Raw genomic sequence first — 22,459 nt, 5'->3', positions numbered from 1 at the left:
TTAGCGTCCCCTGTTCACGGCGTCGTCGACCACCGCGGACAAGGCTGCCCGCAGGCCCGGCGTCACGGCAGGGCAGTCCAGGCGCTGGCGGGCACGGTCAGCATATTCGCGCACCAGTTCCCGGGCGTGGTCCCGCGCTCCGGAGGAAACCAGCAACTCCCGTGCCCGGGCCGCCCCACGGGCGGTGAGCGAGGGGCTGCCGATCAAATCCGAAAGTTCAGCCCACTCGGGTTTGTCCGAGGCATAGGAAATCAGGACGGTGCGCTTGCCTTCGCGCAGGTCCGAGAACGTGGACTTGCCGGTGGCGGTTTCCGATCCGAAAACGCCCAACAGGTCATCAACCACCTGGTAGGCAATGCCGATATCCCGCCCGTAGAGGCCCAGGGTCGACACAACCTCGTCAGGCGCCCCGGCCAGCACGGCACCTGCCTGCAACGGGGCCTCAAAGGAGTAGACGGCTGTCTTCAGCCGTTCCATGTGCAGTATTTCGTCGATGGGCGGCGCCCCGGGGTGGAACGAGAAATCGACGTCAATCAGTTCCCCGCCAGCTGACGCAAACACTGCGTCGTCCAGGATTTCGGCAAGTCGCAACCGTGTCTCCGGGGATACGGGAGAGCGGTCAAGCAGGCGGAAAGCACCGGTGAGCGCCAGGTCGCCGGCGATAACGCCTGCTGAGAGTCCGCGGTGCCGGGCGGCACCGGTTTCGGCCCCGGCGGAGGAGGCCAGCTCACGGTACACGCCCGAGACGTTTTCCTGGCCGCGCCGGGTGAAATCCAGGTCGATAACGTCGTCATGGACAATCAGCGCCGTGTGCAGAAGTTCAAACGCGGCGCCGACGCCGGCCGCTGCAGCGGTATCGGTGCCCCCGAGATTCAAATAGGCGGTCAGCAGGATCCGCGGCCGCACCCTTTTGCCTCCGGCGGTGGAATCCTCGAGGGTCTGCCACAGGGACAGGTAGCTGGGTCCGAGCTTCGCGGCCCGGGCCTTGGCTCGTTCAAAGAACCGGTCGAGGACATCCTCAACCATGCCTTGGCCGGCAGATAGATCGAGCGGGGGGTGCGTCTCCATAGGTAAAGTAAACACGTATGCGACAAAGGGAAGAAATGACAGGCCGCCCGGAGCAGGTTGTTCTGGTTGACATCGATGCCAGCCCGCTGGGTACCCATGACAAAGCCACCGTGCACACCACCGACACGCCGCTGCATCTGGCGTTCTCCACGCACGTGTACAACCCCGACGGCCGCCTGCTGGTGACCCGACGGGCGCTGTCCAAACTGACCTGGCCTGGCGTCTGGACGAATTCCTTCTGCGGGCACCCCGGGCCCGGCGAGGCAACAGAGGACGCCGTCCGCCGCCGCGCACAGCGCGAGCTTGGGTTGGAGATCCGGGATCTGACGCTGCATCTTCCCGATTTCCGCTACCGCGCAGTAGATGCGTCCGGGATTGTCGAACACGAGATCTGCCCGGTCTATACGGCTGTAGCGGACGCCGACCCGGTGCCCGCCGCGGACGAGGTTATGGACTGGGAGTGGGCTGATCCGGCGCAACTGGTCCCCGCTGTGCGGCTGACGCCCTGGGCATTCAGCCCGTGGCTGGTCCTTCAACTGCCGCTGCTCTACCCCTGACCATCACCGACCGGGCGAAACCGCTGCTCCCACCGCCGCCACGGGTACTCCTGCGGCCAATGGCCGGCGAGGGTGTGGAAGGCCCGGCGGAAGCGCAGGCTTAGGCTGGCCCCGGTCTGCACCGCCCTCGGTGCCATTCCCACCACCAGCTCCCGGTCCAGCCGGCAGCGCCGCCGGGGACCGAGGTGAAAGCTTAGGCAAACGTCGTCGTGCATCTGCGCATCATCCCGGTGCACCTCGTTGCTGATGTCCTGCCAGGTGCCTGCCCGCATGGCCATATTCGAGCCGAAAACCGGCCAACGGGCCAGCGCGGAACCCATCGCCAGAAAGTAGGCGCCCAGGTACAGGCCCGCGAGCAGCCTGCCGGCCCATGGCGGCATCCCGTAGAACACTCCCGGACCGCTGAGGACCTCCAGCTGAGGATTAGCCGCGAATTTTTCAGCTATGCGCGCAATCCAATCCGGCGGCAGGACACAGTCCGCGTCGCATCGGGCAATGATGAGATCCGCTGCGTCCGCGCCAAAGGCAACGGCATCGTAACCCGCGCCGGCCGCGGCGGGGATCCCGGGGACGGGTTCAAACACCACACGGGCACCGTAGCGGCGGGCAACGTCCGCGCTGGCATCGGTGCTGTTGTTGTCCACCACCACGATTTCCGCTGGTGGGACGCTCTGCTGCGCCAGAGACTGCAGGCAGGCCTCAAGCAGGGCGGCGTCGTCGCGGCACGGAATGACTACGGACACCGCAGGAAGCGCTGCGGTACGCGGTGATGGCATGGGCTGAGTTTAGCGTGGGAGGGCCGAAGGAGCCCCCGGGGTTTCCGCCGCCTCTCCTGCCCGCCGCCTTCCCGGGCTACCGTATGAGGATGATCGATGCACTGCTCCGCGCCCCGGAGAGCCGGAAGGAACTGCTCGCAGACGTCGTACGGGTGCTGGGCCTGCTGAGTATCCTGGCGGCGGTGGTACTGCTCGGGCCGGTGGAAACCTCGCTGTTCCTGCTGGTGATGCTGGGCATGCTGGTGGCCCGGGCCCTGACCGTGCTGCCGGGCTTTGATGCCGTCTACGGACTGGTGCTGCTGCTGGCGGCCTGGAGCAGCGTTGCGGACCTGTACGCCCGTATCTCCTGGTGGGACCTGGTGATCCACTGCGCCACAACCGGAGTCCTGGCCGTGATGACCTATTTCCTCCTGGTGCAATTCGGTGCGGTCCCCGGGGTCCGGCGCCCGCACCGCTCCTCCCGGTCCCTGCCGCTGGTGGTTCCGGTGTTGGTTCTGGCACTTGGCCTGGGCCTGAGTGTGTTGTGGGAAATGGCTGAATGGTGGGGCCACACCTTCGTGGACGCGACTATCAACGTGGGCTACGAAGACACCATGGCCGATTTGGCTGCGGGGGGACTTGGCGCCCTGGCCGCCGGGATATTCCTGGGCGCCGCGGTCCGGCGTTCCGGGGCAGGCGCGGACGGCCGGCTGGCACAGAAGTCTGATCCGCGGCAGAACACTGACCACTGATCCCGCGGCCGCTGACGGACCCGCGGACAGCGGGGAAAAAGCAAAGAGGCATCCCGGGCAGCTGCCCGGGATGCCTCTTTTTTAGGTACGTATCTTTAGGTACGTGAGTGCAGGTATTTGCCCCTAGCGGGAAAGGTAACGCTCGTGCTCGCTATGTGCGCGGGCCACGGTCTCACGGATCTCTTCGATGTCCTTGACCTTGTCGCGGTACTTGATGTCCATCTTCATGATGTCCTGCTCCTCGTCGCACAGAGCCTTGTAGACGCGCTCGCGCTCACCCGGGTCGGCCGTGTAGGACAGGTCCAGGTAGGCGTCGGCGTGGCGGCGTGCGTTGTTGACGGCGGCCATGGCCTTGCCTGCGGGGCTGACCAGGGAAGCAATCACGGTGACCGCGAGGACGCCCACAATGACGGAGAGGGAAAGGCCGGTGCTGATTTCAAAGACCGGAACATGCTCGCCGCCGTTGATGAACGGCAGGGTGTTTTCATGCAGGGCGTGCAGGACAAGCTTGACGCCGATGAAGGCCAGGATGGTGGCGAGGCCGTAGCTGAGGTAGATGAGGCGGTCCAGCAGCCCGTCGATCAGGAAGTAGAGCTGGCGCAGGCCCATCAGGGAGAAGGCCGTGGCCGTAAAGACGATGAAGACGTTCTGCGTCAGCCCGAAGATAGCGGGAATGGAGTCGAGGGCGAAGAGGATGTCGGTACCGCCAATGGCCACCATGACCAGCAGCATCGGGGTGAGAACGCGCTTGCCGTTCTCGATGGTGAACATCTTGTCGCCGTCGTACTTATCCGACGTGTGGAAGATCTTGCGTGCCAGGCGAATGACGAAGTTGTTCGCTTCGTCGTCGCCTTCGGTGCTCTCGGGCTTGAGCAGATTGCCGGCCGTGATCAGCAGGATCAGGCCGAAGAGGTAGAAGACCCAGGAGAAGGAGTTGATCAGCGCGGCGCCAAGAAGGATGAACCCGGTGCGGGCAATCAAGGCGAAGACAATGCCGAAAAGCAGTACCTTCTGCTGGTCCTCACGCGGTACCCGGAAGCTGGCCATGATGATCAGGAAGACAAACAGGTTGTCTACCGACAGGGCCTTCTCGGTGATGTAGCCGGCGAAGTATTCGGTGCCCATCTGGGTGCCGCCCAGAACCCAGACAACAACGCCGAACAGGATGGCCAGGCCCACGTAGATGGCGGACCAGATGGCCGCTTCCTTCAGGGTGGGGATGTGGGCCTTGCGGATATGGAAGAAGTAGTCGAAGGCCAGAAGGCCCAGAATGACAACAATGGTCACTCCCCAGACTAGGGGGGAAACAGTCATGAAGGTCTGCTTTCGTAGGGTACGCCAAAGGAGCATAGGTCTCTCCCACCAGCAAAATGATGCTGGCCGCTGAACCCGGCGGAGCGTCGGTGCTCCACGTGTTGACGGATATCGGCGTTTCGGGATACTCCCCTACGAAGTTTTCAGTCTAACAGGACCAAATCCGCTTTTGTGTCCACGTCACGTCCGTCGGCGAGGTCGGAGCAGTCGGTCACGTCCACGAGCTCGGGGTGGGACGCCAGAAATGCCCGCGCGCCGGTGTCCTGCCCTCCCGTCACGCCGGATTCCAGGCTTCGGACGGCGAGCGATCTATCAAAGAGCACGGGATGGCCCCGCCGCAGCCTGCCATCACCGTCCCGGTATCCGGCGGCGTTAATCCGTCCGGACCGCCAGGACGATCGGAGCCGGGAAACCGCCGCCGCGGTCAGGCCGGGCTGGTCCACCAGTGCCACGAGCACCGCCGAGGGCCGCAGCTGAACGGCGGCAGCCATACCCTGCCGGTAGCTGGTGCCCATGCCGTGCTGCCAGTCCGGGTTCAGCACCGGACTGGCACCCGCCAGATCGGCTTCCGCCAGGATCCGGGTGCTGCCGGCCCCCAGCACCACCAGTACGTCCCTGCATCCCCCGGCCAGCAGGACCCTGATTTGGTGCTCCACCAAGGGCCGGCCATGGAAGGGCAGCAATGCCTTCGGCCCGCGGCCCAGGCGGGTGCCGGCCCCAGCAGCCAGCAGTACCGCCGTCGTCGCCGGCTCACCCATCGGCTTCCCTTTCCGTAGCCGCCCTCAGCGGCCGGACGGACCCGGGATTCCTACGCTGAAAACGCTGCAGCCGCCACGCAGGCTGGAGCGGGGCGGCTGCACCGTGCGGCAAGGCTGATCAGCCCTCGCAATCCTTGCAGTAAGCGACGCCGTCTTTTTCCACGGCCAGCTGGGAGCGGTGGCGGACGAGGAAGCAGGAGTTGCAGGTGAACTCGTCTTCCTGGGGCGGCACCACGCGTACGAGCAGTTCTTCGCCGGAGAGGTCGGCGCCGGGAAGTTCAAATCCTTCGGCTGCTTCGGCTTCATCGACGTCAACTACGGCAGACTGCTTGTCGCTGCGCCGGGCCTGGAGTTCCTCGATGGAGGCGGTGCCGGCTTCTTCCTCAGTCTTGCGCGGTGCGTCGTAATCTGTAGCCATGTTCTCGGCTCACACTCCAAATCCGTAGTTGTGTTCTTTCCGGGCACTCGATACTAGCCGAACATAACTGCTGTTCCGCTGCATGGTATTCCCATCAGCTGCTCCGGCAGTCATTTTTCGTCAGGTTCCGCACGCAGGCCCCCAAAAATACCTCCGCCTTCCCAACGTGCCTGTACCCGTACAGGTTCCGTTGTTCACAGTTCCTTTTTCGCGCCTCATGCAGAAGGAGCGGACGGGCCGGGCCCGTCCGCTCCTTCTGCATGAATTTTTGCTGCGCAGTGCCGTGCGGTTATGACTCCGGCTGCGGCTCAGCGGGAGACATCTTGTGGTCTCCCCCGGAGGTGTAGCCGCCGGAGGCACCGGCGGAGCTTCCTGCAGCAGACGAGCCGGAGCCCGCCGTCGCCGAAGCTGAATCGGATCCTGAGGATGACCCGGTGACCTTGGAGGCAGCGTCCTTGGCCGCGCCGGTGACCTTGTCCTGCAGGCCCGGAGCCTTCTCCTTGGCCCAGTCAGTGCCCTGGGATACCGTGTCCTGGACCTTCGGGTCCTTCCAGAGCTGCATCAGTTTTTCGCGGCCGCCCTTGGAGCCCACCAGGTAGCCCACGCCCATGCCGGCCAGAAATACAAACTTCTTTACCATGGTCTTCCTCTTCTCCTGCCCTCACAGGGCCTCGATAAGTTCCGTCCACTTGCACCCTACCGCCGGAACGGCAGGTTCAACAGCCAGCTTACTATTTCAGGACGGATCCGCATCTTGGCCAAACAGGCGGGAACGGATCAGGAAGCGTTTGCCTTCGGGTGCCTCGACGGAAAACCCGCTTCCCCGTCCGGCTACAACATCCACGGTGAGATGGGTGTGTTTCCAGTAGGCAAACTGTTCCCGGGACATCCAGAATTCCAGGTCCTCGCCGTCCAGGTTGAACACCCCCAGCAGGACATCCGCGTCCCCGGTAAGGAACTCGCCTTTCGGATAGCACATCGGCGAGGAACCGTCGCAGCAGCCGCCGGACTGATGGAACATCAGCGGGCCGTGTTGCCTGACCAGGCTCCGCAGCAGTTCCTGCGCAGCGGGGCTGAGCGCCACCCGGGAGAAATCCTCCCCGGGCAGCGCCGCACCGGCGTCGAGCGTTGAAACAGGAGCAGTATCCATCAGTACCCGATCACCACCCGGCCGTCGACGTGGCCGCCGCGCAACTCATCCATCACCGTATTGATCTCCTCCAGGCTGCGGATGCTCACATTGGGATGGATCAGGCCCCTATCGTAGAAATCGATCGCCTCAGCCAGATCCTGGCGGGTGCCCACAATGGAACCGCGGATGGTCAGGCCCTTGAGCACGATGTCAAAAATCGGGGCAGGGAAATCCCCCGGCGGCAGCCCGACAAAAACGATGGTTCCGCCGCGGCGGGCCATGCCGATTGCCTGCCCGAAAGCGGCCGGATGCACCGCGGTGACCAACACCGCGTGTGCGCCGCCCACCTTTTCCTGGATTGCTTCCGCAGGATCCTCGGTGCTGGCGTTGACCGTCACCTCGGCTCCGTATTTCTTCGCAAGCTCCAGCTTGTCATCGCTGATATCGACGGCGGCCACGCGCAGGCCCATGGCTTTGGCATACTGCACTGCGACGTGGCCGAGGCCGCCGATCCCCGAAATGACCACCCATTGTCCGGGGCGCGCCTCGCTGACTTTTAATCCCTTGTAGACCGTGACACCGGCGCAGAGGACGGGTGCTATTTCCTGCGGGTCCGCCCCCTCCGGAATGCGCGCGGCGAACCGGGCATCCACCAGCATGTACTGGCCAAAGGACCCGTCCACCGAATAGCCGCTGTTCGTCTGGTCCTCGCAGAGCGTCTCCCAGCCCGTCCTGCAGTATTCGCAGACTCCGCAGGCGGAGGCCAGCCACGCGTTGCCGACCATGTCGCCGGGTTTCAGATCCGTGACCCCTTCGCCCACCTTCACCACTTCCCCCACGCCCTCATGCCCGGGAATGAACGGTGGTGTCGGCTTAACGGGCCAGTCTCCGTCCGCTGCGTGCAGATCCGTGTGGCACACACCGGTCGCAACGAGCTTGACCAGCGCCTGTCCCGGTCCGGGTTCAAGGACCGCCACATCCTCAACGGAAAGCCCTTTGCCCAACTCGTTCACAACTGCTGCTTTCATGCTGGCCATTCGATCCTCAATTCGATCGGTGGTACGTGGTAGTCCAGCGTAGGCGCGTCCCTTGCTGCTTAGAAGAAGCCCTGTTTGTTTTCGGCGTAGCTGACCAGGAGGTTCTTGGTCTGCTGGTAGTGGTCCAGCATCATGGCGTGGTTCTCCCGCCCGATGCCGGAGGACTTGTACCCGCCGAACGCGGCGTGGGCCGGGTAGGCGTGGTAGTTATTCACCCAGACCCGGCCGGCCTGAATGTCACGGCCTGCCCGGTAGGCAGTGTTGCCGTCACGGGACCAGACACCGGCGCCCAAGCCGTACAGCGAGTCATTGGCGATGGCCAGGGCCTCGCCGTAGTCCGAGAATCGGGTCACGGAGACGACGGGTCCGAAGATTTCCTCCTGGAAGATGCGCATGTTGTTGCTGCCTTCGAAGACGGTCGGCTGCACGTAGAAGCCCTCCGACAGGTCGCCGTCGAGATGTGCGCGCTCACCGCCGGTGAGAACCTTGGCTCCCTCCTGCCGGCCGATGTCCAGGTAGGAGAGGATCTTCTCCAACTGGTCGTTGGAGGCCTGGGCACCGACCATGGTGTTGGTGTCCAGCGGGTTCCCCTGCACCATCTGTGCGGTGCGGGCCAGGGCATCGGACATAAAGGAGTCGTACATGGAGTCCTGTACCAGTGCCCGGGAGGGGCAGGTGCAGACTTCGCCCTGGTTCAGGGCGAACATATTAAAGCCTTCCAGCGCCTTGTCGTAGAACGCATCGTTTTCCCGGGCAACGTCAGCGAAGAAGATATTCGGGCTCTTGCCGCCCAGTTCCAGCGTGACCGGAATGAGGTTCTGGCTGGCGTACTGCATGATCAGCCGGCCGGTTGTGGTCTCTCCGGTAAATGCGATTTTGCGGATCCGGTTCGAGGATGCCAGAGGCTTACCTGCCTCCACGCCGAAGCCGTTGACCACGTTCAGGACGCCTGCCGGCAGCAGGTCCGCGATGAGTTCCATCAGCACCAGGATGGAGGCCGGGGTCTGTTCGGCGGGCTTGAGCACAATGGCGTTGCCGGCAGCCAGTGCGGGTGCCAGCTTCCAGGTGGCCATAAGGATGGGGAAGTTCCAGGGGATGATCTGCCCCACCACACCGAGCGGCTCGTGGAAATGGTAGGCCGTGGTGTTGTCGTCAATCTGGGAGAGGGATCCTTCCTGTGCGCGGATGGCTCCGGCGAAGTAGCGGAAGTGGTCCACCGCCAGGGGAAGGTCCGCTGCGAGGGTTTCGCGGATCGGCTTGCCGTTGTCCCAGGTTTCGGCGACGGCGAGCATCTCGAGGTTCTCCTCAATCCGGTCCGCGATGCGGTTGAGGATCAGTGCACGCTCGGCCACAGCTGTTTTACCCCAGGCGCCTGCAGCCTTATGCGCCGCGTCCAGTGCCAGGTCAATATCCTCGGAGGTTCCCCGGGCCACCTCGCAGAACACGCGGCCGGTGACGGGAGTGACGTTCTCGAAATACTGGCCCTTGACGGGGGCTACCCATTCGCCGCCAATCCAGTTCTCATAGCGTGGCTTGAAACTGACCTTGGATCCCTCGGTACCGGGCTGCGCGTAAACACTCATTTCCGCTCCTTCTGTGATCGACATCGGTGTCGGTGCTGATAGTGAGAGAGTAGGCAGCGCAACGTTGCATGTACGTTGCATCACACAGGCCCTACTATGGCCACGCGGGACAGTCGGATCCGGACGGCCCGCCCTCAGCCGCAGGCCGTGCGGCCCGGTGGAAGGACGTCCGTGGGCACACCCGAGCAGAGCCGCTATGTCAGGTATCGATGGTGGGGGCTGCTGGCGATCAGCCTTGGGGTAGCGACCATCATCATGGACGCCACGATTGTGTCCGTGGCCATTCCCTCCGTGGTGGGCGACCTGGGCATTTCCAGCACGCAGATTCAGTGGGTGCAGGAAATCTACACGCTCCTTTTTGCAGCCCTGTTGCTGACCTGGGGGCGGATTGCGGACCGGGTGGGACGGCGGCGCATCATGCTCCTCGGCGTCGTCATTTTCGTGGGCGCGAGCCTGATGTGTGCGCTCGCCGGTTCCGGCGGGCTGCTGATCCTGGGCCGTGCCCTGCAGGGCCTGGGCGGTTCCATGATCCTGCCCACCACGCTGGCGCTGCTGAATGCCAACTTCCAGGGGCGTGAACGCGGCATCGCGTTCGCCGTATGGGGCTCCACCATCGGGGGCATGGCCGCGGTGGGACCGCTGCTGGGCGGCTGGCTGATTGAAAATGCCAGCTGGCGGTGGGCCTTCGGCATCAATCTGCCGGTCGGGGCACTGGTCATCGCGGGACTGCTGCTTTTTGTGGCTGAATCCTCGGAATCCACGGTCGGCCGTGACCAGCGGCTCGACGTCGGCGGGGCACTGCTTTCGATTCTGGGTTTCGGTGCCTTGGTGTTCGGCCTGATCGAAGGCCGCAGCTACGGCTGGTGGTCCCCCACCGAAGACGCGCCCTTCACGGTCGCCTCCCTCTCCCCTGTTCCGTGGGTGTTCCTGATCGCAGTACTCTCCCTTACCGCCTTTGTGCTCGCGCAGCGGCGGCGGACACTTGCCGGACAGGGAGTCATCCTTGACCTGTCCCTGTTCCGCATCCGATCCTTTGCCAACGGAAACCTCACCGCGCTGATCGTCAGCTTCGGCGAGTTCGGGCTGATCCTCTCCCTGCCGCTGTGGTTCCAGAACGTCCTGGGCTACTCCGCGTTCCAGGCCGGGCTGGCCCTCCTTCCCCTGGCGGCCGGCTCATTCCTGGCCTCCGGTGCGGTTGCGGGGCTCTCCCGGCGGTACAGCCCGATTATTGTGGTGCGCATCGGGCTAAGCCTGGAAGTACTGGGCATTGCCGTGCTGGCGCTGCTGATCCGTCCCGACAGCACGGCATGGCTTACCTCGCCGCTGCTCTTTGTGTACGGTCTTGGCGTGGGTCTTGCCACGGCCCAGCTGACTTCGGTGATCCTCGCCGAAGTGCCGGTCGAACGCAGCGGGCAGGGCTCAGCGACCCAAAGCACCGCCCGGCAGACCGGCTCCGCCCTGGGCATCGCCGTCCTTGGCACCGCGTTTTTCACCACCCTGCGCGACGGTACCCGGGACGGCACCGCCGACGCAGTGGCGGCCTCACCGGCTCTGGCTCCGGCAGTGGACTCCGTTGATGCCTCCTCCGGCGGCACCATCAGCGTGCTCGCAGAGAACCCGGCCACGGCATTCATTGCCGACGCCGCCCGCGACGCCATGACCAACGGAGCCTCGCTGGCCGGCTGGATTGCCGCCGGGGCGCTGGTTATCGGGCTGCTCACCAGCCTGAGGATCCATCCGGTTCCGGCCGAAGATGAGGGCGTTGGGAAGGACGATTCCGGGCGCCCGGAGGCCCCGCCTGCCTCCGGGGGAACCGCCGCGGAGCCGGGCCGGAAACCAGAAACCACACGTCGGCGGATTCAGCCGCAGCCGGGCAGGGAGCGTTAGGCCAGGTCCCGCTCGATCCGTTCCAGAGCAGTGACGACGGCGGAGCGGCGGGGCGAGCGCGGGGGCAGCAGACGCAGCGCGAGCTGCCAGGCCCCGACGTCATTCGCGGCCTCGGGCAGCTGCAGATACTGCAACAGGGTATCCGCACCGGCGTCCGAGAGCATCGCTTCGCGCAGCACCGCCGAGACCTCGGTGCGGAGTCCGACGGCGGCCGGGGATTCCGAGCGGGGAAGCACCGGGCCCCGGTACATCCGCAGGGCAACCCGGTACGCTCCCCGCTCCAGGAAGCGCAGAACCTGCGCAGCGTCCACCACCAGTGGGCGGGACAGCCGGTACGGACGCGAGAGCGGAACCAGCACGTCAGTGGCGGGCGTCGGTGCCAGGGACTCCATAAGATTGCGCAGGCGCAGTATTTCGGCACGGACTGTCCCCGCCGGGCACCCTTCGGGGTACGCCAGCACCGCCAGGTCCCCGGCCGTCAACCCCTCGGGGTGCAGGGCCAGCACCGTCAGCAGCTCGCCGTGGCGGGAGCTGAGTTCCACGGAGCGGCCGCCGGTATGCAGGATGGCGTGATCCCGGCCCAGCACTTCCAAGGTGTCCGTAAAAAGGTGGTCCGCTCCGGTTCCCGCCGGCGGGCCGGATGCGGTGCGGCGTGAAGCGGCGGGGTGGGGGGCGGTGCGGCTTGGGGCGGTGCGGCTTGGGGCGGTGCGGCTTGGGGCGGTGCGGTTGGGATCGGTTCCGTTCGGGGCGGTACCCGGTACGGGGGCCGTCCGGAGCGGGCCCTGCCGTAACTGCAGCCGCTGGATCTGAAGCTGCGCCTCAGCTGCGGCCACAGCTGCCCGCACCAGGGCCAGCGTCTGCGGCGCCACCGCGTCCGGCCCGCCCGTGATGTCCACGACGCCCAGCACCACTCCGGTGTCCGGGTCCCGGACAGGCACGGCGGTGCAGTTCCATGAGTGGGCCAGGCGGCTGAAGTGCTCCGGCCCGGCTATCTGCACGTCTGCGGCCGTGGCCAATGCCGTGCCGGGTGCGGAGGTACCCACTGTCCTTTCGGACCAGTCCGCTCCGGCGACGAACAGCATCCCCTCCGCCCGGCGGCGCAGGCCGGCGTCGCCGTCCACCCACATCAGCCGGCCCAGCTCATCGCCTACGGCCACCAAAAGTCCGGCATCCTGTCCCGGCTCCACCAGCAGGCGGCGGATCACCGGCATCACGGCAGCGAGCGGGTGGGCGGCACGGTAGCCAAGGAGGGCGTCGTCGTCGAACACCAATTCCGCACCGGAAACGTCGGGGTCCGGAATGTGCAGCAGGGACCGCTGCCAGGACTCACGGACCGAGGGCCTCAGCCGCTCCAGCCAGCCGGTTCCCGATCCGAGCGATTCATGGGCCCTGATGGCGTTGTGGCGCAGGGTATCCGCGGGCGTTGTCGGCAGGACACCGGAGTGCCTGGTGTCCTGCCTGCCCGGTTTCTCGTCTTGCGCTGCAATGCGCACGGCCCCCGCCTATCCACGCTGATAAACAGACACCGTCCATGACGGACGCTGTCAGGGAACACAACTCTTGGATGTCATGCTCCCATGCGCGGACGGGCGGGGGCCAGAGTAGCCGCGCCTTTACTCTCCCCGGGAAATCCGGGTCATTTCCTCACGGTCTACTACCTTCACGCGCTCACGTACGAGTTCACCGGTAGTCGGGTCCGGGTGGATGTAGGAGGCGCCGAGGCTGCGCTCGTAGGCGTCCAGCTTCAGCCAGCCTTCCCAGGTGGTGTAGGGAACGCCGCGTTCCTCCAGCAGTTCGATGATGGAGGAGGGATCCGGGTGCGAGGCCGCGGGCAGGTTCAACCGGTCCTCCAACAGGAACCCGATGGTCTCCAGGGCATCACCCTTGGTGTGCCCGATCAGGCCCACGGGGCCGCGCTTGATCCAGCCCGTGGTGTAGATGCCCGGTACCGGGGTGCCGTCTTCGTTGATCACGCGGCCGCCCTCGTTCGGGATCACGCCGCGGCGCTCGTCGTAGCCCACCTCGGGAAGTTCGGACCCGAAGTAGCCGATGGCCCGGTACACGGCCTGGACGGGGTAGTCCACGATTTCGCCGGTGCCGCGGACGTTGCCGGTGCCGTCGAGTTCGGTGCGCTCAAACTTCATGCCCGCGACCTTGCCCGGATGTTCGGCGTCGTCGTAAATCTCCACCGGGCTGTGCAGGAAGTGCAGGTGCAGGCGGCGGGAGGCACCGGTGTCCTGTTCTTCCACCAGCCAGTTGGTCAGCGTGTTGACCATGGTCTTGGTCTGGTTGTTGGTGCGGATCGCTTCGTCGGAGCCTTCGTCGAACTCGAAGTCCTCCGGGTAAAGCACAATGTCGACGTCGCGCGAATGCGAGAGCTCGCGCAGTTCCAGCGGAGTGAACTTCACCTGCGCCGGACCGCGGCGGCCGAAGATGTGCACGTCCGTGACCGGAGACTTCTTCAGGCCTTCGTAGACGTTGGCGGGGATTTCGGTGGTGAGCAGATCGTCTGCGTGCTTGGAGAGGATGCGGGCGACGTCGAGGGCCACGTTGCCGTTGCCGATCACCGCTACTTCCTTGGCGTCCAGCGGCCATTCGCGCGGGACGTCCGGGTGTCCGTCATACCAGGAGACGAAGTCCGCGCCGCCGAAGGAACCCTCCAGCTCTAGGCCGGGTACGTTCAGCGGAGCGTCCTTGATGGCACCGGTGGCGAAGATGATGGCGTCGTAGAAGTGCCGGAAGTCCGTCAGCGTCAGGTCGCGGCCGTAATTGACGTTGCCAAGGAAGCGGATGTCACCGCGGTCCAGGACCTTGTGCAGGGCATTGACGATGCCCTTGATCCGCGGATGGTCGGGCGCGACACCGTACCGGATCAGGCCGTAGGGCGCCGGGTACTGGTCGAAGAGGTCGATGCTGACCTCGAAGTCCCGCTCGGCCTTGGTAAGGATGTCGGCGGCGTAAACACCGGCGGGGCCTGCACCGATAATGGCGACCCTCAAGGGACGCTGGGCGCTCTCCGCGGCTGGGTTAGTCACTGATAGTCCTTCTTCTCTTCGAAAGGTCCGTAGGTGCGCAATTAACACACAGTTATTTATTCTAAATGCCCGCTTCCCCGCCGTCTAAACGGTCGCGCGAACGGACACGGGAATAGGGTCCCGAGATTGTGTGTTAACGAGCACGTGCCATTCTCAAAGCCTGTCCCCGCCCTCCGCGGCGTGCGTAATGCCGAGCCCGACGCCGCTGCAGCCCGCATGGGCGGATCTGCCGGGTCTGGCGGATCTGCCGGGTCCGGCGGTTCTGCCGGGTCCGGCGGGGGGACCGCCGGCTCCGCGGGTGCCGGGTCTGCAACTGCCCCGGCGACCGGCCGCGAGAACCTTCCCGGCATTCTGTTTGGTGTCGGCGCCTACGGCCTGTGGGGCATGATGCCCCTGTACTTCATGGTTCTGGAACCGGCCGGACCGGTGGAGATCGTGGCCAACCGGGTGGTGTGGTCCCTGGCGTTCTGCGCCATTCTCCTGACAGTCATGCGTGCTTGGAAGCCAATGCTCGCTGCCGGCCGCAATCCCCGCACAGTAGGTACCCTGACCGGGGCAGCCGTGCTGATTGCCCTGAACTGGCTCACCTATTCCTGGGCCGTCCTGAACGGGCACGCGGTGGAAGCGGCCCTTGGCTACTTCATCAATCCGCTCGTTTCCGTGCTGCTGGGTGTCCTTGTGCTCAAGGAGAAGCTGCGCCCTCTCCAGTGGGCCGCGATGGGCGTGGGATTCACAGCTGTTCTCGTCCTTGCCCTGGCCTACGGCAACATGCCCTGGATTGCCCTGGCGCTGGCGTTCAGCTTCGGCTTCTACGGACTGGTGAAGAAGGGTATCGGCTCCCGAGTCGACGCCGTGTCCAGCCTGACCATTGAAACCGCTGTACTGACTCCCATTGCCGCCGGTGTGATGATCTGGCTGTCGGTGACCGGCGCGGCCACGCTTACCTCCAACGGGTCCGGACACTTTTGGCTGCTCGCTGCCTCCGGTGTCATCACCGCCGTCCCGCTCATTTTCTTCGGTGCTGCGGCCCGCCGTCTTCCGCTCTCGACGGTGGGGTTGCTGCAGTACCTGGCACCCACGCTGCAGTTCATCATCGCCCTCGCCGTATTCAAGGAAGCCATGCCTCCCGAGCGCTGGGCCGGTTTCGGGCTGGTCTGGCTGGCACTGGTGCTCCTGACCGTCGACATGATCGGCGGACCACGGCGCAACCGCCGGCTGCGTGCCGCTGCTGCCGCTGCTTAGGTACAGACCGTTTTTCGGGGGCTCGCCTGTCCAGGGACGAGGGATCCCGCCTCACTCTGCCTCCACAGCGGATAAATCTTCGCAGCGGCTCGCGGGTTATGCCCAGACTGGGTACATTCTCCTTCCGGCCTGAGCGGCTGCCGGGCAGACTGCTCCCATGACGGCAGACCTATTGGCCCAGGTGGAGCAGGTGAACCCCTGCGCGGCTCCAGCCGGAGCTGACGCGGTTGGCGATGTGGCCGCTCTGCTCGCTGCGGCACGGGGGCTTGCTGAGTCCATGTCCGGGGAATGGCGCCTTCTGAATCTTGCTGAGGCGGCCGAAGCAGCTTCCCTGGTCGAAGACCTGTCCCGTATCACCGGGTACCTGCAACTGCTTCTGGCGGGCGCTATTGAACGGCATCGCCCCGCAGAGACTCTGGGCACAACGCCCGCTCCGCCGGGCACCGCAGCCTCGGAACTCCGGGCCACGGATACGGATAGTCATTCCGGTGCCTCGGCTGCCGTAGGCGCAGCAGGCACCGCGTCGCAAGGCCGGTCCCGTGAGTTTCGGGAGTTTCGGAGCACGGCAGATTTTCTGCGGGCCCGCCTGCGGATATCCCGGGGCGAAGCAAAACGGCGTCTTGGCCTCGCCGCTGCCATCCTGCCGGGGAGCAGCATCACCGGCCATCCTCTGCCGCCGCCCTTTCCCCTGCTGGCGGATACGTGTTCCCGCGGTCTGCTGTCCATATCGGCGGCCGAGCTCATCGTCCAGTCCTTGGAGCAGGCAGAGCCGCGCCTGGAGGCTGATGCCCTGGAATCCATGGAGGAGCAGCTGGCTGCGGTGGGGGCCAGGCAGGACCATGATTTCCTGTTCCGTACCGCGCAGCACTGGCTCGCCCTTTTGGACCAGGAAACCCCTCCCGACGAAAAGGAGCTCACCCGATTCCAAGGGATTTTCCCCGGCCGCCGCAGGAACGGACTGAACCACCTGCATATTTATTGCACCGGCGAACAGCATGAGGCGCTCACAACGGCCATGAATAGCGGAGCAAATCCGCGTGCTGAGGCAGCCCGTATGATCCCCTCCAACGAGGACGCCGCCGACTGCAGCAGAGGAAATCTCGCCACCTCTGATACCGGCCCGGCCGCGGCTGGACCAGCGGAACCGCAGGGAGCACCGGATCCGCAGGGAGCACCGGATCCGCAGGGAGCACCGGATCCGCAGGGAGCACCGGATCCGCAGGGAGCATCGGAAAACAACTCCAATCCAGCCGGGACTGTCCTGGGTTCCGCTTCAGCGCCGGTGTCGGGGCCAACCCGGCCGCAGCAACTGCTGAACGGCCTTCTCGGGGCAGTTCGTGCCGGTCTCGCTTCGGGCGGGGTACCCGCCGCGGGCGGTCTGCGCCCGCAGGTGATGGTGAATATCAGTCACGAGGCTCTACTCGCAGGAATCACCAACCAGGGTAGAGCCACTGTAGAAGACACACCCGTCGCCGGCAACCGGGACGGAAGCGGCGGAAAGCTGGAGGAAGGCGGCGGGGTCCGGGCCGGGGACGGCGAGGTGGGTTTCCCCGGGACCCCAGAGGCACGGCCGGAGAGACACACTCCGCGTCCGGGAACGGCCGCCTTCTCGGGACCTTTACCGGTTGAGGACATACGCAGACTGGCCTGCGATGCCGATCTGATTCCGGCAGTGCTGGGAACATCGGGACAGGTGTTGGAGCTGGGAAGGTCTGCGCGGTTGTTTCCGCCGCATATTCGTAAGGCACTGTTCGCACGCGACCATGGCTGCACCTTTCCGGGCTGCACTATTCCGGGGCCATGGACGGAAGCGCACCATGTCACCTTCTGGGAACACGGAGGCGGAACCGGGATAGCGAATGGAGCACTGCTGTGCTCGTTCCACCATCATCTGGTGCATCGCGGGAACTGGCAGGTGACCATGCAGTCCGGCATTCCGTGGTTCCGGCCTCCGGATTATGTCGATCCTGACCGGCGACTCCTGCGGAACACCTACTTCCAACCGGGCTAAGAGTCTGGAAGGTCGGGGCAGCCTAATGCGCATTCCACGGCTGAGACACGAAATGCCCCACCCTGCCGAAGAAAACCGGAGGGTGGGGCATTCCAGGAGCCTACGTTATTGAGGCCGGGCCTGTGGCCTATGCCTGAACGGTCCGCCTGCGGACGGCCACGACGGCGGCGGTACCTGCCACGACGAGCAGCGCACCAAGCAGAGCCGTCATCAGCTGCCAGGAGTTCAGGCCGGTGGCGGCCAGCTGGCCTTCTGCGTCGCCCGCGCCCGCGGCGGCAGGCGTGCCGTGCGGCTGACCCTGCGTATCCGCGGTGGCAGCCGTGGCGGCTGAACCCAGGACAGTGACCGGAGCTTCAACGGAGAATGCCTGCCAACCGGCGAACTCACCGTTGCTGGACAGGGCCACTCGGTGGTTACCGGCGGGGAGCTCGGCAGGAATCTCCAACGCAATCATGCCCTGGGAGTCCGCGGTCATCAGGCCCAGGTCCACGGGGGTGGAGTGCAGGACAACACGGTAGGAAGCGTTCGGGGTCAGGCCCTTGAGCGTCAACAGGCTTCCATGTGCCGCGGCGGCAAAGCTGCCGCGGGCAGAGTCGTTAAGCACTGCCGGGTCCATGGGATCGGCGGCCGGCGCTGCTTCCACAACCGGTTCCTTGGCGCTTTCCTCGACTTCGGGCTGCGTGGCAGCCGCGGGTTCACTATTGGCCCGAGACTCCGACGGTGCTGCAGGCGTTGTCGCAGGTACGGGCGAAGTAGCCTGCCGCTCCTTCTCTGCGGCGGCCTGCTCCGCGGCGACGCGGTCAGCCTCGGCTTTGGCCGCTGCTTTCTCTGCTGCGGCCTTCTCGGCGGCAACTCGCTCGGCCTTGTCCGCCGTGGCCTTCTCGGCGGCAATCCGCTCAGCCGCAGCCTTCTCGGCGGCAGCCTTCTCGGCGGCAGCCTTCTCTGCTGCTGCCTTGTCTACCTCAGAATTCTGTGCAGCTTTGCCGGCCGCAGCTTTGTCTGCCGCAGCCTTCTCCGCCGCTGCCTTGTCCGCAGCAGCCTTGGCAACTCGGTCAGCCTCAGCCTTGTCGGCCGCAGCCTTCTCCGCTGCTGCCTTGTCCGCAGCAGCCTTGGCAACTCGGTCAGCCTCAGCCTTGGCAACTCGGTCAGCCTCAGCCTTGTCAGCCGCAGCCTTGTCCGCTGCAGCTTTCGCAGCCTTCTCAGCAGCAGCCTTCTCGGCGGCACTCCGCTCAGCTTCTGCCTTTTCGGCATCGCTGACTATCGGCAGCCCGCCGCCGGAACCGGCCGGGTACGCTCCGAAGTCGGCGGTGATCAGGTAGGAACCGCTGTTAGGGCCGGCCGTCAGACGGACAGCGCCGATGCCAACGTCTGTAAAGGAAGGATTCAGCATGTTGGCGTTGTGCGCCGGGGAACCAACCCACCAGGAAAATGCCTGGTCCACGTTATTGTTCCAGACGATGTTCTCTGACCAGCCCTGCGTACCCGCAGGATAGCCAGCAGGCAGCCTGCCATTGTGGTCGAAGGTGTACGCGCCGGCCAGCTCCGCAGTGACCGCGGATCCCGCAGTCCAGTCCTGCGCCACAGCGCTGATCTGCGGATTCCAGGCCAGCGGTGCCAGTCCCGAATCGGCACGGTGGCTGTTGATCAAGCTGTATATCCGGTTGGCCGCTTGTGTTTCCGTGGTCGCTGCCGATGCCGAGGGAAGCGCCACCAGGGCGCTCACTACGGCGATCAGGGCAACTGCCAGGGCACTGACAGATTTCCTTACACGCACTACGAGTCCTCTGAGTCCGGACCCGCAGGGTCCTGGTTAAGTACGCGGGGCCCTAACGGACGACCCGCGGAACACCCCTTCCGTTCCAAGGGGTGCCCAGCGAATCTACACCAGTCAGGCCTCACCAACAACACCAGCAACTCCTGTAACAGAAGCAGCCGAACGGATCCCCGCAGTTCTCAAGCGACGGTACGCACCGCTCCCGCCAACACGTCCAGGGCGTCCAGCAGCAGGTCCTCCCCAATAGTCAAAGGCGGCAGCAGCCGGATGACATTGCCGTAGGTGCCGCAGGTCAGCACAATGACGCCGGCCTGCAGACAGGCCGCCGCTATTGCTTTCGCTGCACCGGCGTCGGGCTCCTTGGAACCGGGCACCACAAGCTCCATGGCGAGCATCGCACCGCGCCCGCGGACATCCCCGATGATCCCGGTCTCTTCCGCCAGGCCGGCAAGTCGCGGAAGGACAAGGTCCTGGATCCGCCGTGCCCTGCCGGCAAGATCCTGGGACGCCATGGTGTCCATCGCGGCCAGGGCAGCGGCACATGCCACAGGGTTGCCGCCGTAGGTACCGCCAAGCCCTCCGGGATGCACGGCATCGAGCAGCTCGGCACGCCCGGTGACCGCCGAAAGAGGCAGCCCGCCGGCAATCCCCTTGGCCATGGTGATCAGGTCCGGCACCACCCCTTCATGCTGCACGGCGAACCATTCGCCCGTGCGGCAAAAGCCGGATTGCACTTCATCGGCAATAAACACCACGCCGTTGGCCCGAGCCCACTCTGCCAGCCGCGGCAGGAACCCTTCGGCAGGGACAATGAAGCCGCCTTCACCCTGAATAGGTTCAATCAGCAGTGCCGCCAGCCGGTCGGCTCCGATCTGCTTCTCGATGGAGAGGATGGCGCGGTCGGCAGCCTCTGCCCCGGTGATCTCCGGGTTTTCCTCGCGGTACGGATAACTCATGGGCATCCGGTAGATTTCCGGCGCAAACGGACCAAAACCGGTTTTGTAGGGCATGGCCTTGGCCGTCAGACCCATGGTGAGGTTGGTCCGCCCGTGGTAGGCGTGGTCGAAAGCCACCACGGCGTCGCGGCCGGTGGCCGAACGGGCAATCTTTACCGCGTTCTCCACCGCTTCCGCGCCGGAGTTGAACAGCACGGTCCGCTTATCGAAGTCCCCCGGCGTCAGCACCGCCAGACGCTCCGCGACAGCCACGTAACCCTCGTACGGAGTCACCATAAAGCAGGTGTGGGTGAAGTGCGCCGCCTGCTCCTGCACGGCGGAGACGACGGCGGGGTCCGAGGCGCCCACGCTGGTCACGGCAATGCCGGACCCCAGATCGATAAAGGCATTGCCGTCAACGTCGACAACAATCCCGCCGTCGGCGTCGGCAGCATAGACGGGAACGGTGGAAGCGACTCCCCGGGCCACGACGGCCGCACGGCGCGCCTCGAGCGCGGCGGATTTCGGACCCGGAAAGGAACCGCTGATCCGGCGCTTCTGCTCGATGCGGTAAGTCGGGGTGATGATGGGCGTGGTCATGGCGCGGCCTCTCAGGAAAGTGCTGTGAACATCAAAAGGGTGCTGGACTCAGGCATCCAGGGCGGTCATCACGTGCTTGATCCGGGTGTAGTCCTCCACGCCGTACATCGAGAGATCCTTGCCGTAGCCGGAATTCTTGAAACCGCCATGCGGCATCTCGGCGGTCAGGAGGATGTGCGTGTTGATCCAGACCGCTCCGAAGTCCAGATCGCGGGACAGGCGCATGGCCCTGCCGTGGTTAGTGGTCCAGACGCTGGAGGCCAGAGCGTATTCCACCCCGTTGGCCATCTCCACGGCTTCTTCCTCACTGCCGAACCTCTGCACGGTGATGACCGGCCCGAAGGTTTCCTTCTGCACAATGTCATCCTCCTGACGGGCACCGGTGATGACGGTTGGTTCGAAGAAAAAGCCCTTGGAACCGGCCCGCTTGCCGCCGGTCTCCACCGTGCAGTGCGCCGGGAGTGCTTCAATAACCGCATTGACGGCATTGAAGTGGTTGATGTTGTTCAGCGGGCCGAAATAGTTGTCTTCGTCGTTGTCGCTTCCGGTCTTCAGCTCCCGGGCAGCAGCAACGAGCTTTTCCACGAGAGCATCGTGGGCAGCGTCTTCCACCAGCACCCGGGTAATGGCGGTGCAGTCCTGGCCGGCGTTGAAGAACGCGAACTCGGCCACTGCCTGTGCGGTGCGGTCCAGGTCAGCATCGGCAAAGACCACGGCCGGAGCCTTGCCGCCCAGTTCCAGATGGGCGCGCTTGAGGCCCTTGGCGGCACCGGAGGCAACGGCGATGCCGGCCCGCACCGACCCGGTGATGGAGACCAGCCCGGGCACGGGGTGCTCCACCATCAGCGCACCGGTCTCGCCGGTCCCCAGCACCACATTAAGCACGCCGGCGGGGAAGATGTCCCCGGCCAGACGGGCAAGCACCAGCGTGGATTCGGGCGTTGTATCCGAAGGTTTGAGCACCACGGTGTTGCCCGCGGCGAGCGCCGGACCGATCTTCCAGACGGCCATCAGCAGCGGATAGTTCCACGGTGCAACCTGGGCGACGACGCCGATTGGCTCGCGACGGACAAAGGAGGTGTGCCCTTCAAGGTATTCGCCGGCGGACTTGCCCTCCAGCAGCCGGGCGGCACCGGCGAAGAACCGCAGCTGATCGGCACCAACGGCAACCTCCTCGGCAGCGATCACCGAACGGACCTGGCCCGTATTGCGATGCTGGGCCTCCACCAGCTCCTCCGAGTTGGCTTCCAAGGCGTCGGCCAGACGGAGCAGCATCAGCTGGCGCTCGCTGGGCGTTGTCCGCTTCCAGGCCGTGAACGCATCAGCGGCGGCGCTCATGGCGGCATCGACGTCGGCCTGGACGGACACCGGGGACACGGCCACAACTTCTCCGTTGGTCGGGTTGACGATGTCCACCACGTTCGTGCCCCGGGAGGGGACGAACTCGCCATTGATGAAGTTCTGCAGAGTCTGTGCCATGCCGGAGGTCCTTTCACAAGCGGTCCGGGCGTGCCCCGGAGTATCCCCAACCTACTGTGCGGCTCAGGTCACATCCAGAGACATCCGCACAGGGGCATGGCCGCCATTCGGTGCAGTTGCCC

At 65.2% G+C, this 22,459-nt stretch carries 19 protein-coding genes; 5 read left to right on the top strand and 14 right to left on the bottom strand.

Annotated elements, in window-relative coordinates:
- Positions 1-1,026 (bottom strand): polyprenyl synthetase family protein, encoded by a 1,026-nt coding sequence (locus QWJ37_RS04105; protein ID WP_290244268.1) that lies wholly within the window; start codon positions 1,024-1,026, stop codon positions 1-3.
- A 77-nt stretch (positions 1,027-1,103) separates the two neighbouring features.
- On the opposite strand from QWJ37_RS04105, the gene idi reads away from it, so the two are divergent.
- Entirely contained in the window at positions 1,104-1,625 is a 522-nt protein-coding gene (gene idi, locus QWJ37_RS04100) for an isopentenyl-diphosphate Delta-isomerase (RefSeq protein ID WP_290244266.1), read from the top strand.
- Here the strand turns inward: idi and QWJ37_RS04095 are convergent.
- Positions 1,616-2,401: a glycosyltransferase family A protein gene (locus QWJ37_RS04095; RefSeq protein ID WP_290244263.1), complete on the bottom strand. Its 786-nt coding sequence runs from the start codon at positions 2,399-2,401 to the stop codon at positions 1,616-1,618. The two genes, idi and QWJ37_RS04095, sit on opposite strands and share 10 nt — an antisense overlap.
- Positions 2,402-2,490: 89 nt before the next feature.
- On the opposite strand from QWJ37_RS04095, the gene QWJ37_RS04090 reads away from it, so the two are divergent.
- Positions 2,491-3,132, top strand: coding sequence for a hypothetical protein (locus QWJ37_RS04090; protein ID WP_227902384.1), 642 nt, complete (start codon positions 2,491-2,493; stop codon positions 3,130-3,132).
- 123 nt (positions 3,133-3,255) lie between these two features.
- Here the strand turns inward: QWJ37_RS04090 and QWJ37_RS04085 are convergent, their stop codons facing one another.
- The 7 genes from QWJ37_RS04085 to adh form a co-directional block, all read right to left on the bottom strand.
- Complete coding sequence (locus QWJ37_RS04085) at positions 3,256-4,446, bottom strand: TerC family protein (protein ID WP_227902385.1); 1,191 nt, start codon at positions 4,444-4,446, stop codon at positions 3,256-3,258.
- 143 nt (positions 4,447-4,589) lie between these two features.
- Positions 4,590-5,204, bottom strand: coding sequence for a nucleotidyltransferase family protein (locus QWJ37_RS04080; RefSeq protein ID WP_290244259.1), 615 nt, complete (start codon positions 5,202-5,204; stop codon positions 4,590-4,592).
- A gap of 118 nt (positions 5,205-5,322) precedes the next feature.
- Complete coding sequence (locus QWJ37_RS04075; protein WP_227902387.1) at positions 5,323-5,622, bottom strand: DUF4193 domain-containing protein; 300 nt, start codon at positions 5,620-5,622, stop codon at positions 5,323-5,325.
- 289 nt (positions 5,623-5,911) lie between these two features.
- Positions 5,912-6,262, bottom strand: a complete 351-nt coding sequence (locus QWJ37_RS04070; protein ID WP_227902388.1) for a hypothetical protein — start codon at positions 6,260-6,262, stop codon at positions 5,912-5,914.
- A gap of 96 nt (positions 6,263-6,358) precedes the next feature.
- Positions 6,359-6,772: a DUF779 domain-containing protein gene (locus QWJ37_RS04065; RefSeq protein ID WP_227902389.1), complete on the bottom strand. Its 414-nt coding sequence runs from the start codon at positions 6,770-6,772 to the stop codon at positions 6,359-6,361.
- Positions 6,772-7,791: an alcohol dehydrogenase AdhP gene (gene adhP, locus QWJ37_RS04060; protein ID WP_290244257.1), complete on the bottom strand. Its 1,020-nt coding sequence runs from the start codon at positions 7,789-7,791 to the stop codon at positions 6,772-6,774. The genes QWJ37_RS04065 and adhP overlap by 1 nt, the downstream gene beginning before the upstream one ends.
- A gap of 59 nt (positions 7,792-7,850) precedes the next feature.
- Positions 7,851-9,374, bottom strand: a complete 1,524-nt coding sequence (adh, locus tag QWJ37_RS04055; protein WP_227902391.1) for an aldehyde dehydrogenase — start codon at positions 9,372-9,374, stop codon at positions 7,851-7,853.
- Between the two features lie 171 nt (positions 9,375-9,545).
- Between adh and QWJ37_RS04050 the strand changes: the two genes are divergently transcribed.
- Positions 9,546-11,261 (top strand): DHA2 family efflux MFS transporter permease subunit, encoded by a 1,716-nt coding sequence (locus tag QWJ37_RS04050; RefSeq protein WP_290244254.1) that lies wholly within the window; start codon positions 9,546-9,548, stop codon positions 11,259-11,261.
- Here QWJ37_RS04050 and QWJ37_RS04045 read toward each other — a convergent pair.
- A complete protein-coding gene (locus tag QWJ37_RS04045) occupies positions 11,258-12,655 on the bottom strand; it encodes a GAF domain-containing protein (protein WP_290244830.1) in 1,398 nt (465 codons plus the stop codon). The two genes, QWJ37_RS04050 and QWJ37_RS04045, sit on opposite strands and share 4 nt — an antisense overlap.
- Positions 12,656-12,874: 219 nt before the next feature.
- Positions 12,875-14,296 carry an FAD-dependent oxidoreductase gene (locus tag QWJ37_RS04040; protein WP_290244253.1) on the bottom strand — a complete coding sequence of 474 codons (1,422 nt, stop codon included), beginning with the start codon at positions 14,294-14,296 and terminating at the stop codon, positions 12,875-12,877.
- Positions 14,297-14,680: 384 nt separating this feature from the next.
- Here QWJ37_RS04040 and rarD point away from each other — a divergent pair, with 384 nt between their 5' ends.
- Together rarD and QWJ37_RS04030 are read left to right on the top strand one after the other, a co-directional pair.
- Complete coding sequence (gene rarD, locus QWJ37_RS04035) at positions 14,681-15,538, top strand: EamA family transporter RarD (protein ID WP_290244829.1); 858 nt, start codon at positions 14,681-14,683, stop codon at positions 15,536-15,538.
- Positions 15,539-15,695: 157 nt separating this feature from the next.
- Positions 15,696-17,549 (top strand): DUF222 domain-containing protein, encoded by a 1,854-nt coding sequence (locus QWJ37_RS04030; RefSeq protein ID WP_290244251.1) that lies wholly within the window; start codon positions 15,696-15,698, stop codon positions 17,547-17,549.
- 127 nt (positions 17,550-17,676) lie between these two features.
- Here the strand turns inward: QWJ37_RS04030 and QWJ37_RS04025 are convergent, their stop codons facing one another.
- The 3 genes from QWJ37_RS04025 to QWJ37_RS04015 all read right to left on the bottom strand — a co-directional run bounded on the left by QWJ37_RS04025 (position 17,677) and on the right by QWJ37_RS04015 (position 22,337).
- A complete protein-coding gene (locus tag QWJ37_RS04025) occupies positions 17,677-19,323 on the bottom strand; it encodes a CAP domain-containing protein (protein ID WP_290244249.1) in 1,647 nt (548 codons plus the stop codon).
- A gap of 179 nt (positions 19,324-19,502) precedes the next feature.
- Positions 19,503-20,858, bottom strand: coding sequence for a 4-aminobutyrate--2-oxoglutarate transaminase (gene gabT, locus QWJ37_RS04020; RefSeq protein WP_290244247.1), 1,356 nt, complete (start codon positions 20,856-20,858; stop codon positions 19,503-19,505).
- Between the two features lie 48 nt (positions 20,859-20,906).
- Positions 20,907-22,337: a gamma-aminobutyraldehyde dehydrogenase gene (locus tag QWJ37_RS04015; protein WP_227902398.1), complete on the bottom strand. Its 1,431-nt coding sequence runs from the start codon at positions 22,335-22,337 to the stop codon at positions 20,907-20,909.
- Positions 22,338-22,459: the final 122 nt, after the last annotated feature.

Origin of the sequence: Arthrobacter sp. YD2 (assembly GCF_030410475.1) — a bacterium.
GTDB classification, from domain to species: Bacteria; Actinomycetota; Actinomycetes; order Actinomycetales; family Micrococcaceae; genus Arthrobacter_B; species Arthrobacter_B zhangbolii.
Note: the sequence above shows the minus strand (reverse complement) of the source record. Positions and strands in the feature narration are given on the sequence as shown.

What these genes read in the sequence shown, in the direction of transcription:
- QWJ37_RS04105 (WP_290244268.1), bottom strand. Translation starts at nt 1,026, where the DNA reads ATGGTTGAGGATGTCCTCGACCGGTTCTTTGAACGAGCCAAGGCCCGG.
- idi (WP_290244266.1), top strand. Translation starts at nt 1,104, where the DNA reads ATGACAGGCCGCCCGGAGCAGGTTGTTCTGGTTGACATCGATGCCAGC.
- QWJ37_RS04095 (WP_290244263.1), bottom strand. Translation starts at nt 2,401, where the DNA reads ATGCCATCACCGCGTACCGCAGCGCTTCCTGCGGTGTCCGTAGTCATT.
- QWJ37_RS04090 (WP_227902384.1), top strand. Translation starts at nt 2,491, where the DNA reads ATGATCGATGCACTGCTCCGCGCCCCGGAGAGCCGGAAGGAACTGCTC.
- QWJ37_RS04085 (WP_227902385.1), bottom strand. Translation starts at nt 4,446, where the DNA reads ATGACTGTTTCCCCCCTAGTCTGGGGAGTGACCATTGTTGTCATTCTG.
- QWJ37_RS04080 (WP_290244259.1), bottom strand. Translation starts at nt 5,204, where the DNA reads ATGGGTGAGCCGGCGACGACGGCGGTACTGCTGGCTGCTGGGGCCGGC.
- QWJ37_RS04075 (WP_227902387.1), bottom strand. Translation starts at nt 5,622, where the DNA reads ATGGCTACAGATTACGACGCACCGCGCAAGACTGAGGAAGAAGCCGGC.
- QWJ37_RS04070 (WP_227902388.1), bottom strand. Translation starts at nt 6,262, where the DNA reads ATGGTAAAGAAGTTTGTATTTCTGGCCGGCATGGGCGTGGGCTACCTG.
- QWJ37_RS04065 (WP_227902389.1), bottom strand. Translation starts at nt 6,772, where the DNA reads ATGGATACTGCTCCTGTTTCAACGCTCGACGCCGGTGCGGCGCTGCCC.
- adhP (WP_290244257.1), bottom strand. Translation starts at nt 7,791, where the DNA reads ATGGCCAGCATGAAAGCAGCAGTTGTGAACGAGTTGGGCAAAGGGCTT.
- adh (WP_227902391.1), bottom strand. Translation starts at nt 9,374, where the DNA reads ATGAGTGTTTACGCGCAGCCCGGTACCGAGGGATCCAAGGTCAGTTTC.
- rarD (WP_290244829.1), top strand. Translation starts at nt 14,681, where the DNA reads ATGATGCCCCTGTACTTCATGGTTCTGGAACCGGCCGGACCGGTGGAG.
- QWJ37_RS04030 (WP_290244251.1), top strand. Translation starts at nt 15,696, where the DNA reads ATGACGGCAGACCTATTGGCCCAGGTGGAGCAGGTGAACCCCTGCGCG.
- gabT (WP_290244247.1), bottom strand. Translation starts at nt 20,858, where the DNA reads ATGACCACGCCCATCATCACCCCGACTTACCGCATCGAGCAGAAGCGC.
- QWJ37_RS04015 (WP_227902398.1), bottom strand. Translation starts at nt 22,337, where the DNA reads ATGGCACAGACTCTGCAGAACTTCATCAATGGCGAGTTCGTCCCCTCC.